This is a genomic window from Fundidesulfovibrio butyratiphilus, from assembly GCF_054657235.1.
On the sequence record NZ_BAAHXA010000002.1, the window covers coordinates 572159 to 585171 of the forward strand.

At 61.1% G+C, this 13013-nt stretch carries 11 protein-coding genes and 1 tRNA gene; 4 read left to right on the top strand and 8 right to left on the bottom strand.

The features are described 5' to 3' along the window. Positions 1-14: 14 nt before the first annotated feature. From ACYQ01_RS13560 to ACYQ01_RS13570, 3 genes are all read right to left on the bottom strand, one after another. Complete coding sequence (locus tag ACYQ01_RS13560; protein WP_459934390.1) at positions 15-1451, bottom strand: circularly permuted type 2 ATP-grasp protein; 1437 nt, start codon at positions 1449-1451, stop codon at positions 15-17. Positions 1452-1761: 310 nt separating this feature from the next. Further along, entirely contained in the window at positions 1762-2079 is a 318-nt protein-coding gene (locus tag ACYQ01_RS13565) for a hypothetical protein (protein ID WP_459934391.1), read from the bottom strand. Between the two features lie 1335 nt (positions 2080-3414). Further along, positions 3415-4410, bottom strand: a complete 996-nt coding sequence (locus ACYQ01_RS13570) for an NlpC/P60 family protein (protein ID WP_459934392.1) — start codon at positions 4408-4410, stop codon at positions 3415-3417. 306 nt (positions 4411-4716) lie between these two features. On the opposite strand from ACYQ01_RS13570, the gene ACYQ01_RS13575 reads away from it, so the two are divergent. Then, entirely contained in the window at positions 4717-5106 is a 390-nt protein-coding gene (locus tag ACYQ01_RS13575) for a hypothetical protein (protein ID WP_459934393.1), read from the top strand. Positions 5107-5264: 158 nt separating this feature from the next. Here the strand turns inward: ACYQ01_RS13575 and ACYQ01_RS13580 are convergent. Continuing rightward, a tRNA-Ser gene (locus tag ACYQ01_RS13580) sits at positions 5265-5359 on the bottom strand. A 129-nt stretch (positions 5360-5488) separates the two neighbouring features. Here ACYQ01_RS13580 and ACYQ01_RS13585 point away from each other — a divergent pair. From ACYQ01_RS13585 to ACYQ01_RS13595, 3 genes are all read left to right on the top strand, one after another. Beyond that, the gene (locus tag ACYQ01_RS13585; RefSeq protein ID WP_459934394.1) at positions 5489-6667 is read left to right on the top strand and encodes an aminotransferase class I/II-fold pyridoxal phosphate-dependent enzyme; all 1179 of its coding nucleotides are present in this window, start codon (positions 5489-5491) and stop codon (positions 6665-6667) included. Further along, positions 6664-7965 carry a homoserine dehydrogenase gene (locus ACYQ01_RS13590; RefSeq protein WP_459934395.1) on the top strand — a complete coding sequence of 434 codons (1302 nt, stop codon included), beginning with the start codon at positions 6664-6666 and terminating at the stop codon, positions 7963-7965. The genes ACYQ01_RS13585 and ACYQ01_RS13590 overlap by 4 nt, the downstream gene beginning before the upstream one ends. Before the next feature lie 257 nt (positions 7966-8222). Further along, a complete protein-coding gene (locus ACYQ01_RS13595; RefSeq protein WP_459934396.1) occupies positions 8223-8792 on the top strand; it encodes a hypothetical protein in 570 nt (189 codons plus the stop codon). 336 nt (positions 8793-9128) lie between these two features. Here the strand turns inward: ACYQ01_RS13595 and tsaB are convergent, their stop codons facing one another. From tsaB to ACYQ01_RS13615, 4 genes are read right to left on the bottom strand one after another with little or no spacing between them, the layout of a single operon-like run. Then, positions 9129-9893 carry a tRNA (adenosine(37)-N6)-threonylcarbamoyltransferase complex dimerization subunit type 1 TsaB gene (gene tsaB / locus ACYQ01_RS13600; protein WP_459934397.1) on the bottom strand — a complete coding sequence of 255 codons (765 nt, stop codon included), beginning with the start codon at positions 9891-9893 and terminating at the stop codon, positions 9129-9131. Continuing rightward, positions 9890-10978: an RIP metalloprotease RseP gene (gene rseP / locus ACYQ01_RS13605; protein ID WP_459934398.1), complete on the bottom strand. Its 1089-nt coding sequence runs from the start codon at positions 10976-10978 to the stop codon at positions 9890-9892. Before rseP ends, tsaB begins: the two co-directional genes overlap by 4 nt. Further along, positions 10975-12186: a 1-deoxy-D-xylulose-5-phosphate reductoisomerase gene (locus ACYQ01_RS13610; RefSeq protein ID WP_459934399.1), complete on the bottom strand. Its 1212-nt coding sequence runs from the start codon at positions 12184-12186 to the stop codon at positions 10975-10977. Before ACYQ01_RS13610 ends, rseP begins: the two co-directional genes overlap by 4 nt. Next, entirely contained in the window at positions 12183-13013 is an 831-nt protein-coding gene (locus ACYQ01_RS13615; RefSeq protein ID WP_459934400.1) for a phosphatidate cytidylyltransferase, read from the bottom strand. Before ACYQ01_RS13615 ends, ACYQ01_RS13610 begins: the two co-directional genes overlap by 4 nt.

Below are 13013 nucleotides of genomic sequence, written 5' to 3' on the forward strand. Positions count from 1 at the left end.
CCTTCCCCTTGCGGTTAGTGTTCGAGCACCCAGGTGTCCTTGCTGCCGCCGCCCTGGGACGAGTTGACCACCAGCGACCCTTTCTTGAGGGCCACCCGCGTCAGCCCGCCGGGAATGACCTGCACGTCGTCCCCTCCATGCAGAATGTAGGGGCGCAGGTCCACATGGCGGCCTTCGAAATGGTCGTCCACGATCACCGGCGCGCGCGAGAGGTTGAGCGCCGGCTGGGCGATGTAGTTGCGCGGCTTGGCCTTGATGCGCCCGGCGAACTCCTCGCGTTGGCTTTTGGTCGAGCCCGGACCCACCAGCATGCCGTAGCCGCCGGATTCGTTGGCCGCCTTGACCACCATGCTTTCAAGGTTGTCCAGCACGTAGGCCCGGTCGTCGTCGCGCCAGCAGAGGTAGGTGGGCACGTTGGACAGGAAGGGGGCCTCGCCCAGATAGTAATGGATGATGTCCGGCACGAAGGCGTAGACGACCTTGTCGTCGGCCACGCCGGTGCCGGGGGCGTTGGCCAGGCTGACGTTGCCGGCCCGCCAGGCCGACAGGATGCCCGGGACTCCGAGCAGGGATTCGGGCCGAAAGACCTGGGGGTCGAGAAAGTCGTCGTTGAGACGCCGGTAGATGACGTCCACGCGTTCGAGCCCCTTGGTGGTGCGCATGAACACGAAGTCGTTTTCCACCACCAGGTCGAGCCCCTGCACGAGTTCGATGCCGGTTTGCAGGGCCAAAAACGAATGCTCGTAATAGGCCGAATTGTAGATGCCGGGCGTGAGCAGGGCCACGCAGGGGCTGGAGGCGCGCGGCGGGGCCATGCGCAGCAGAAGGTCCAGGAGCTTTGCCGGATAGTTGTCCACCGGGCGCACCCGGGAGGCCGCGAACACTTCGGGCAAGGTGCGCTTCATGAGGGTGCGGTTGGCCAGTACGTAGGAGACGCCGGAAGGACAGCGCATGTTGTCCTCCAGCACGAAGAATTTGCCGTGTTCGTCGCGCACCAGATCCGTGCCGGTGACGTGGGCCCAGACCCCGTGATGAGGCCTGGCACCCATGCAGGGCCGCAAAAATCCCTCGGCTGTTTCGATGATCTCGCGGGGGATCACGCCGTCCTTGAGGATCTTTTGTTCGTGGTAGATGTCGTCAAGAAACAGGTTCAGAGCGAAAATGCGCTGCTTGAGCCCGGTTTCGAGCTTGTCCCAGTCCTTGGCCTCGATGATGCGGGGGGTCACGTCGAAGGGAAAGATTTTTTCCGTTCCCTCCTCGTGTCCGTAGACCGTGAAGGTGATGCCCAGGTCGTAGAGGGCCTGTTCGGCCTTGTGCTGACGGCGCACGAACTCTCCGTCGGGCAGGGACTCGATCTTCTCCACCAGGAGCTTGGCCCCTTCGCGGGGCTGCCCAGGCGCGGCGAACATCTCGTCGTAAAAGGGGCCAACATCGTAACCTGTGAATTTCATGGGCGGCCTTCTTTTACAAAAATGTTATTTTCTTGTCTTCTGAACCATCCGCTGGATGAAGTCAACAGCGCCAGGAAATCCCCGTGGAAAAAAGATTGCGCAAAGCGAGGAAGTTTGTCCCCATGGCAAGAGACATTTTTGAAAATTGCGAAAAGTGTCGGTGGCGGCGTGGGGGAGGGCCTACAGGGGAGGGGGACGGCAAGGAAGGAGAAAGGGAAATGGGGCGCTTTCGCGCGGGTGGGAGGGCTGGGCGCCCTTGGTGTCGGCCGGGTATGCAGCGCCAGTCCGCATACGCCGCGTAAGATTCTCGTCAAGATTTGTCGCGCCAGAGGCGGCGCAGTCGGCCATGAATACGAATCGCGCTCGCCCGCGCCAGGCGTTCGAGGCAAGGAAACAGCCGACGGTTGATGGCGTAGCCAAGGGCGCGAAGCGCCGCGAGTTCAACGAGAAAGATGGGGATGGTTCGCACTGTGTCCCAGATAACTTCATCGACCGAAGTCGGAGAGATGAGAAGCTTCGGAGCGAGATCGTTTATAAATCCCATATTGTATAGAGGGATGGAAAGCCACCAGAGCGCGGTTTCTGCGGGAGGAAGAAGAACTCCGATAAGTATGGTTGTTATGATCATCGATCGCAGCTTGCGATTGTTGCTAATACTCGCATCATATATCCATAGAAATGGCAAAATGCGAAGCGCAGATGGGATGCAGTTACGGCTGTTAATATATGTATTGTGTATGGATGGACATATGTAGACGTCTAGGGTCACGCATGATGCGCAGTATATAATAATCTGTAATATTAAGATGCAAATCAAATAAATAAAAATATATAAAAAACTTGTCACACTACATATAACAATGTGTCTTGTTGTCATGGGGAAATTCTTTGTTGAGGCCCCGCCTTTTGTCAAGGCGAGGCCTCGTTGCTGAGTTATTTATACCGTCTTACAATTGGTGTAACGCCATTAAATAGACCTTTATACGGTTGCTCTGTAACCTCTTTTCGTCCAGCACCGATTACATTTCCCTCTCCACTGTAGACGCTTGTATGATGGACTCCACGGGAAGGATCGTACCAAACAACGATGTCGCCGGGTTGGGCGTCCTTGATGTCGAGATAATCCATTTTGTCTTTTGCGAATTCCGGGTTCGCAAGGTCGGCTACTGTGAAATTAAATAACTACAGGATACAACATTTTAAATATACTGAGCATGTATTTTAGAAGGCAAGCGGAGAGCAAACAGCCGGTACTTTTTTGTGTGTCAATGTAATTTTAAAGATGGTATGCTGAGTTCTGGCAACAAAGTAGCAGTGTTGGCGCCATAGATTTGGCAAGGAGTGTTTAGGTTAAGTATCGATATTGTGTGCTTTTCGCAGGAGAAATATTTTTGCAAATCGTAGAGACATACGGTCGGCAGCAGGAAGGATTGCTCTGTTAACAATAAAGCCAATATATCTGTATACTGCAAATTCGATCAGGAAAATTGGTAAATCCTTTATGGCATGTGTTATGGCGGATTTGTACGAGTCGAAACATGCGACAATTTTGTATAAAGCGTACTTTTCAATGCCAAGATCGTAAAGTATAACTGGTGAATAAAAAAATAGTTCATAACAAAGTTTTACAACGATGCACAATATAATTGTTGAGGCAATTGTGGGAAGCCTTGTCTTGTTGCGTTTTTTTATGTCGTACGTCCAGACGATAACTAAATACCAAAGGGCGTTGGATGCCGGCTCGCCTCCGAAGAGGTAATCTATTGAGATCGTTTTCCAGGGAAGAAGCAGGAAGAGTATGCCTATGAAAACAAACAGGATAATTTGAAAAATAAAAAGTATGCAAGTGTTTATGCATGATAGGATGAATTGATTGGATTGAGCGCCTGTGTTGATCGCTTGTGAAGCCATAAGGCCATCCTGATGGCGGCTCACCGGGGGGAACGGTGAGCCGCCGGGTTGCTTAGTTGTATCGCCGAACAATAGGCTGTACGCCTTTGTGAACATCAGCAAGGGGTTTTTCCACGATTTCCTTCGCATTCGCATGAATCACCTTGCCATCTCCAACGTAAATGGCGCTGTGGTGTACGTCCGTGTTGGGTATATGCCAAACAATGATGTCGCCTGGTTGGGCATTCTTGACGTCGAGATATTCAAGTTTGTCTTTTTCAAATTCTGGATTTGCAAGATCGGTAACTGTTGGATTTGTGTAGTTATGGAGCATGTCTTCGCCGATGTGAGTCGCCTTGCTTATATCCTTGAGCAGTCCAAATCTGCCTTCACGATGGAGGGTTGGGTAGCTTGATCCGCAAGGATCTCCATTTCGGTGAATAGCGGCGACAAACTCGTTGCATTTCCAATATTTTGTTGGTGAATACCAGTGGTCTTCCATGGTCCACCTTGTCGAACCCAACTGGCTGCGCGCATAGTCCACTCTGGCCTGGGCGCGTTCCGCCGCGCTGGGGCTGCTGTTATATGGGCCAGATGCGGGAACAGTGGTTTCAGCATCAATGTAGCCGTATGGTACGCAGGTAAGGTCGTCCTTACCAGCATGCTCGCCGGAATCTCCGTTCGGCTGCGGCGCACCCGTGAGGCTCAAGGGCGATTGCGTTCCGGTCGCGCCTGGCGACGACAGCCCCGACCAGTTCCAGGTCGGCGCGCCGGTCCAGGGGGGAATACGCTGTCCGCCGGACAGAAAGTCCTGGACCCGGTCCAGCGTGACCGGGTGGAGCGTCGGGGCCTGGGCGCTTGCGCCGTCGCCCGACGCCGACAGGCCCATGGGCCGCCAGGCCGGCATGCCGGTCTGAGACTGGCCAGCGGTCCCGGCGTTCATGAAGTCGCTCACCTGGCTGGCGAAATCCGTCTGGCGGCCCAGGTCGGCCGATCCTGTTCCCCAGCCTCTGAAAGAACTCGCGGCGTCCGGGGCTTCCGGCTGCGCGGGTGTGTTGTCATAAGGCATGATGTCCTCCTGCGTGCGGCTTGAGCGCACGGTTTTCGGAGGATCATACGGTGGAATAAATAAATTTCACCACATATAGGGCTATGTTGGAATAGAGTACATTGAATTTCGAGAACGCGCAACGACGACAGGTGGCGACGAGTCGGAAACGGTGAGGGCTGTGTAATAAATATTCTGTAAATTAAGAGTGTTGCAAGATAGTTTCCCATATGGCCGTATATGGGGTGAAAAATATCGGGAACGGTCTGTCTCGTCAGGGCGTCCGGCCAAGTCCGGGCGACATCAGACCCATCGGAGGTATCCGTCATGCGTTTTCCCCATTGTCAGGCTCTTTTGTCACGAAACGGCCGCGAGGTTCCCGCCGGGCGAATTCGGCTTGTAGCGGGCCACGGCGAGGCCGATTTGGACGAGGTTCAGTTTCAGGCGCTTTTGGCCAACGCCACAGCTCATCTGTACCGCAGGCGCGAACTGGAAGAAGCACTCGCCGCCGCGCGTCGTTATCAAGAGGTGGCCCAGCGCATGGAGCGCGATTCGGACTTCGCGCGCCATGTGCTCGCCTACGACGACGGCGGGGAAAGCCTTATGCCCCGGGCGGCCCGGGCGTCGGAAATCTCCCGGCTCAAGGGCAAGATGGCCCGGGGCGAGGCCGGCGACGAAGATATTCTGCGCTACGTGGCGCATTTTGCGAATTTCTAGCGAAAATTCGAGTACGGGGCGAATCCAGAGGAAATACGGACTGTGCGACGGGCGGTGGACGCAGCGTGGACGGGAAAGAAAACGGCCCTGTCCCGCTTGCGCTCCGCCCACGAAAAAGCCCCCGGGCGTCTGACGCCGGGGGCTTTTGCACTCGAAGGTGGCGGAGAGGGAGAGATTTGAACTCTCGACACAGGTTTTAGCCCATGTACTCCCTTAGCAGGGGAGCTCCTTCGGCCAGCTCGGACACCTCTCCGCGAATGGGAAGTCGTACATAAACGCCAAGGGGCGCGCGGTCAAGACGTGATTTGCCGGTTTGCCCTTTGACAGGCGTTGCGGGTCGGGCTAGTCTCCGCGCTTATTCATAACCAGGGAGTTGAAAGCGATGCACAAATTCGCGCGCATGGAGCGCCTGCCACCCTACGTCTTCGCCGTGGTCAACGAGCTCAAGATGCAGATGCGCCGGCAAGGCGTGGACATCGTCGATCTGGGTATGGGAAATCCCGACATTCCCACCCCCAAGCACATTGTCGATAAGCTCAACGAAGCAGCCCTGAAGGGCGTAAACCACCGCTATTCGGCATCGCGCGGCATCGCGGGACTTCGCCTGGCCATCGCCAACTGGTACTTGCGCCGCTACGGGGTCGAACTCGACGCCGACACGGAAACCGTGGTCACCATGGGTGCCAAGGAGGGCATGGCCCACTTGGCCCTGGTCATGCTTCAGCCCGGCGACGTGGTCTTCGCCACGGACCCGGCCTATCCCATTCATCCGTATGCCGCCATCATCGCCGGAGCCGACGTGCGCCGCATTCCCATCGGCAAGGGACGCGACTTCTTCGACGACCTGATGGCCGCCACCCGGCAGACATGGCCCCAGCCCAAGTCCCTGGTGGTGTCGTATCCGCAAAACCCCACCGGCGAGGTGGTGGACGTGGCCTTCTTCGACAAGCTCGTGGAGTTCGCCAAAGAACACGACATCATGATCATCCACGACTTGGCCTACGCCGACCTGTGCTTCGACGGCTACAAGGCGCCGTCGTTTCTCCAGGCCAAGGGGGCCAAGGACGTGGGCGTGGAATTCTTCTCGCTTTCCAAGAGCTACTCCATGGCCGGCTGGCGCGTGGGCTTTTGCTGCGGCAACAAGGAGATGGTCCACGCCCTGACCCGCATCAAGAGCTACCTGGACTACGGCATCTTCCAGCCTATCCAGATCGCCGCCTGTACCGCCCTGAACGGTCCGCAGGAGTGCCTGCACGAAATCTGCGAAGTCTATCGGGACCGCCGGGACGCCTTGATCGAAGGCCTGTCCCGCGCCGGATGGGACGTGCCCTCGCCCAAGGCCACCATGTTCGTGTGGGCCGAGATCCCCGACGAATACAAGGCCATGGGGTCGGTGGAGTTCTCCAAGCTCCTGCTCAAGGAAGGACACGTGGCCGTTTCGCCCGGTCTGGGCTTCGGCCACTTCGGCGACGACCATGTGCGTTTCTCCCTGGTGGAGAACCGCCAACGCATCAATCAGGCCATGCGCGGCATCAAACGGGTCCTGTCGGGGGGGGCGTGAGTCAGCTTCCGGTCCGCCTCGGTCTGGCCGGATTCGGCACCGTGGGCCAGGGATTGGCTTCCATCCTCACGGAAAACGCCGGCTGGATCACCCGCCGCCTGGGCCGTGAAGTCAAGGTCATGGCCCTGGCCGTGCGCGACCGGACCAAAGCGCGCCCCGTGCCCTTTCCGGCCGGCGCGCGCCTTGTCGACGACCCCAGGGAGTTGGCCCGGGACCCGGATGTCGACATCGTGGTCGAGCTCATGGGCGGGCAGACCATGGCCCACGAGTTGGTTCTTTCCGCCCTGGAGGCAGGCAAACACGTGGTCACGGCCAACAAGGCGCTGCTGGCCGAGCGCGGTTCCGAGCTCTTCGCCGTGGCCGAACGACAGGGCGTGGGCCTGTACTACGAGGCCAGCATCTGCGGCGGCATCCCCATCGTGCAGACCCTGAAGGAGTCCCTGGCCGGCAATCACATTCTCGACGTCACCGGCATTTTGAACGGCACGTCGAACTTCATCCTTTCCCGGATGACCTCCAAGGGCCTGTCCTACGAGGCGGCGCTCAAAAAGGCCCAGAAGAAAGGATACGCCGAAGCCGATCCCACCCTGGACGTGGAAGGCGTGGACGCGGCCCACAAGCTGGCCCTGCTCATCCGGCTGGCCTACGGACGCGACTACAGCCTGAGCGACCTGCCCGTGACCGGCATCACGGGCGTCACGCCGCTCGACATCGCCTACGCCAAGGAGTTCGGCTGCCGCATCAAGCTCATCGGCAAGGCCAGCATGGTGGAGGGCAAGATCAGCGCCGGGGTGCATCCCATGTTGCTAGCCGACTCCTACCTGTTGGCCCAGGTGCACGGGGCGTTCAACGCCGTGCGCGTGACCGGCGACGCCGTGGGCTCCATCATGCTGTACGGGCAGGGCGCGGGCGGACGCCCCACGGCCAGCGCCGTGCTGGCCGACATCATGGCCCTGGCCCGCGACGGGGCCGCGCCCAACAACACGGGCTTTCCCGAAAAGATCCTGCCCCCGGCCGACGTGCTGTCGGCGGACCAGGAAGTGAGCAAACGCTACTTCCGCTTCTCGGTGGAAGACCGTCCCGGCGTGCTGGCCGCCCTTTCCGGGGCCATGGGCGCGGCGGGCATCTCCATCTATCAGGTGTTGCAAAAGGCCGACCCGGATTGCCCGGACGAAACCGTGGTGCCCATCGTGTTCATGACCCATCACGCGCGGCAGCGCGACGTGCTGGCCGCGTTGGCCAAGATTCGCACCTATCCCTTTGTCAAGGCCGAGCCCGTTCATCTGCGCGTGCTCTAGCGCGACGCCGATACGCACTCTCCAAGCCCCGGACGCGGTTTGCCGTGTCCGGGGCTTTTTTGCGTCCGGCGCGGGGCGTTTCGCCTTAATCTGGCTCGGTCCTTGCAATCGGTCAAGGTGGGAGAAATTTCACAATATCGGGTCGTTCAGGGCTCATGGCTCTGGCATAATTGAATGAAATCGAGTATCCGAAAAGAAAACCCAACCCCGATGCGTGGTCGCCGCTACGGTTGCCATGCGCCCTTTGGAGGTCCACCATGGTGTTGCATCTCTCGATCATGGGACGCCGCTGCGATTTGGCGCTTCACCCGATTTCTTCAAAGACCGCCGAAAAGGTGCGCACGCTTGGCAGAGAAATCTACAAGCAGAAGTACATCCATTGGTGGAAGAACGGCAATACGAGCACCTGCGGCATGAAGTATGACGACGATTGCGTCATGCGCGTCTCCGTTGACGGGAAGGACGTTCCCTTTGACAGCTCCCATGTCGCAGACGACGCCGTGCTGCTTCGCCGGCGCATCTATTTCAATACCAAGGTCAGCCATCTCTGTATGCTCGGCTATGACGACGAGTACTGCAACATGACCTGGCAGTGGAACAATGTGGAAAATTTCGATCCCGCGAAGTTCGAATTCTTCGTGCAACGTTGGGACCGCGTGCTCAAGGTGAAGGACTTCCTTATCATCGACGATGTGCGCTACGACGGCAAGTTCGCCGACGAACAGGATTGGGGCGGCGGTTGCGGCTTCAATCTGGTCGATCCCCTGGTCATTGATATGGATGAAGTGCGCCGGGAAATCGCCCAGGAAGAAGGCGTGTTGTTGTAAGCGGGAAGCGGGAAAAAGGCCTCCGACGGTCCGGAGGAATTTCTTCGGGGATTCGCAGAGGCCTTTCATGCGGCGGTCAGCCGGACCCGACGGGGGCCAGGCGTGACGGCCAGGACGCAAAAAAACTTCGGGGGCTTTGGCCGGCCGGGCCCGGCCAAAGCCCCCGAAAAGTGAATCGGGATCCTGCGGGCGAAGCTCACGTTTCGCCCGCAGGATCTTTTTCTTTCCTACCGAATATATATTCTTGTTTTTTCTGCGCAGGCCTCGTTGGCCGCCACGGAAACGAGGGGGAAGGAGGAGTCCGACCTCCTGGAGCGGTGGAGGCATGCCGCCGCTTTACAATCCCTGGCGTTCCCCTTTCTTCAAGGCCGTCTCCAGTCGTTTGCGCGCCTCTTCCGGGTCGAGCCCGCGCTTGCGGGCAATGGCGTCCAGGTTCTCCTCGGCGTCGGAGCCGCGCAGGTAAAGGGCGTCCACGGGAGGTCCGGTCCTGGGGGCTTGCAGGGCAGCGGCGAGCAGGGTTTCGGAGTCGGGGGTGTTGGCGGCGGGGTCCAGACGGACGACGTTTTTCATTTTCTCCAGGACGTTGGCGTTCCGGGCCAGCCCCGAGCCAAGAACGAACACCTGGCCGAGCGTGGCGCGTTCGGCCAGGTGCCTGGCGCTTTCCTCGGCGGGTTCGTCGGACGGCGGGGCCAGGGGGGTCAGGTCCGGCAGGCGAAACCCCTGGCGGTAGACCTTGCCCAGGCGCGAATGGGTGAGGACGTGGATTTCGCCCGAATCCGCGTGGAATCGCCGCGCGGCGCTGGAGGCCAGGAGCGGCAAATAGTCCAGGCCGGCCAGGGGCAGCCCGGCGGCGACGGCCAGGCCATGACAGAAGGCCAGGGCCAGACGAACGCCAGTGAAACTGCCCGGTCCGCGCACGCAGGCCACGGCCTCCAGGTCGGCGGGGGCCAGGCCCGCCCGGTCCAGGAGGTCGGCCGTGGCCGGGGCCAAAACCTCGTTCATGCGGCCGGGGCAGATTTCTTCAAAGACCAGGGATATGCCGTCCTGGTCGCCGAGTACGATCTGGAGCCGTTCCTCGGCGGCGCCCACCGCCAGGATCATCCTGTTTTTCCCACGATGAGGCGCGTCAGGTCGTTGGCGGTGGCCAAAAGCAGCAGCCCCATGAGCAGGGCGAAGCCGACCTTGGTGGTCAGGCCCTTGATGCGGTCGGACACCGGGCGACGCAGGATGATTTCCAGCCCGAAGAAGAGAATGTGCCCGCCGTCGAGCACCGGAATGGGCAACAGGTTCAAGATGGCCAGGTTCACGCTGATCATGGCCGTGAGCAAGGCCAGGGCGGTGAAGCCCTGTTCGGACTGCTTGCCCACCATTTCGGCGATCATGATGGGGCCGCCCAGGTTGGAGACCGGCACAACGCCCTGCACGAGCTTGACGAACACCTGGCCGATGAGGCTCGTCACCTCCCAGGTCTGCCTGGCGCCTTCGGTCAGCGCCTGTCCCGGTCCCAGGGGGATATTGATGGTCTCGGCCGGCGAGGCCACGCCCAGAAGCGGTTGGGCGATGTCTTCGCCGAAGAGGTTCTTGCGCTTGACGATGTCGGGCGTGACGGACACGTCGAAGGTTTCGCTCTTGCGCGCGATGGTGAGAACCAGGGGGCGGCCTCCGCTTTGGTCCACCCGCCGTTTGAGGTCCCCGAAATAGGCGATGGGTTGTCCATCCACGGCGCGGATGGCGTCCCCGGGCTGGAGTCCGGCTTTCTGGGCCGCTCCGCCTTCGGTGACCTGTCCCACGGCGGCTGGCACTTCGTAGCGTCCGTTCACCCAGAAGAGGGACGAATAGATGACCAGGGCCAGCACCAAGTTGAAGAGCGGTCCGGCCGCCACCACCAGCATGCGTTGCCAGGCCGGACGCAGAATGAACCAGGCCTGGCGGGGGAAGCCTTCGGTGGTGTCGTCCTCGGCGTCCTGTCCCACGAGTTGGACGTAGCCGCCCAGGGGAATTGCCGACAGGCGGTATTCGGTCTGCCCGCGCATCACGCCGAACATCTTGGGGCCGAACCCCAGGGAGAAGGTGCGCACGCCCATGCCGAAGAGCCTGGCGAAAAGAAAGTGTCCCAATTCATGGATGAAGATGAGCACGCCCAGGACGACGACGACGGATACGGCCTTGAGGGTCAATGCGGTCATGAAGCTCCCGAAAGGTAGTCGGCCACCTGGAGGCGGGTGGCCTGGTCGAGTTGCAGGATGGACGCGAGGTCCGGGGCGGGATCGCCTGGGTAGGCGTCCAGGGCCCAGTCAACCGCGCGGGCAATGTCGGCGAAGGCCGCCTGTCCGCGCAGGAAGCGGTCCACGGCCACTTCGTTGGCGGCGTTGAGCACCACGCAGTAGCCTTGGCCTCCGGCCTGGGCCTGTCTGGCCAGGGCCAGGCAGGGAAAGGCGTCGGTTCTGGGATGTTCGAAGGTCAGGGTGGCCAGGGCGGCCAGGTCCAGGGGCTCCAGATTCAGGGGGAGGCGTTTGGGATAGCACAGGCAATAGGCGATGGCGATGCGCATGTCCGGCTGGCCCAGTTGGGCCAAAAACGAGCCGTCGCGGTAGGCGGCCAGGGAGTGGACGATGCTTTGCGGATGCACCAGCACCTTCACCTTTTCTTGGGGCAACCCGTAGAGATGACAGGCCTCGATGACTTCGAGCCCCTTGTTCATGAGGGTGGCCGAGTCGATGCTGATCTTGGCTCCCATGGACCAGTTGGGATGCTTGAGGGCCTGGGCCGCGCTGACTCCGGCCAGCTCCTCGGTCGGCCAGGTGCGGAAGGGGCCGCCCGAGGCCGTGAGCACCAGATGGTCCACGTATTGGCCCTTGTGTCCCGCCAGGGACTGGAACAGGGCGTTGTGTTCGGAGTCCACCGGCAGGATGACCGCGCCCGAGCGGGCGCAGGCCCGACGGATCAGGTCGCCGGCCAACACCAGGGACTCCTTGTTGGCCAGGGCCACGATTTTTCCGGCTTCCACGGCGGCCAGGGTGGGGGCCAAGCCGGCCGCGCCCACGATGGCCGAAAGCACCACGTCGACCTCGGCCAGGGTGGCGGCGGCGACAAAACCTTCCGGGCCGTACAGGATTTCGGGCGCGTAGCCGGAGGGCAGAGACGCGGCCAGGGCGCGGGCCTCGTCCGGTCCGAGCACGGCCAGCACCGATGGACGGAAAGCGGCGGCCTGTTCGGCCAGCAGGGCGACGTTTCGTCCGCCGGTCAGGGCCACGACCGTGAATTCTTCGGGATGGTCCGCCACCACGGCCAGGGCCGAACGTCCGATGGAGCCGGTGGAGCCCAACAGGCAGAGTCGACGGGGCCCTTCGGGCGAAAAGTCCGTCCCGGGCAGGGACGAGATGTAGCCGTTCATGGAAACACCGCCAGGGCGCGGGCCAGCGCATAGGCGAGAAGGGCGGGCAGCAGGCCGTCTATGCGGTCGAGCAGGCCGCCGTGGCCGGGCAGGATCGCGCCCGAGTCCTTCACGCCGCAGGCTCGCTTGAGGCCGGATTCGATAAAGTCGCCCATCTGGGAAACAAGGGAAAGGCACACCCCCAGGACCAGCCAGGCCCCAAGTCCCGGCCCGCCCAGCCACAGGGCGCAAATCAGGCTTGCGGCCAGGGCGGCGGCCAAACCACCCAGGCTTCCGGCCCAGGTCTTCTTGGGCGAGACGCGGGGCCAGATCTTGGGCCCGCCCAGCATGTGGCCGGCGTAGTAGGCGCCGGTATCCGTGGCCATGACCACGGCCAGCACCGTGATCACCCCGGCCATGGGGACGCTCAGGGCGAAGAGCAGGCATCCCGGGACGTAGAGCAGGCCGGCGGGCACCAGCAGATGGGCCGTGTCTGGCGCTGTCGGCACGTCCTTGGCCGGGCGATCCGCTTGCGGGCCTTGCCGGCGTCCGAAGGCCAGATGCAGGGTCAGTCCCAGCCAAAAGCAGGCCAGGAGCGCCCCAAATCCCGCCAAGGGGCCGAAGCGCCATGTCGCACCGAGCATGGCCGCTCCGCAGGCCAGGCCGTAGCAGCGCCACGTCGGGCCGACGGCAGGAAAGAGGGCGTAAAATTCCCACAGTCCGACCAGGCAGGCCGCGAGCACCAGCACGAACCAGGCCCAGCCGCCCGCGGCCATGGCCCCTGCCAGGACGCAAAGCCCCACGACGGCCGTGAGCACGCGCGCGGCGTGCGACGAGAGAGCGTTCAC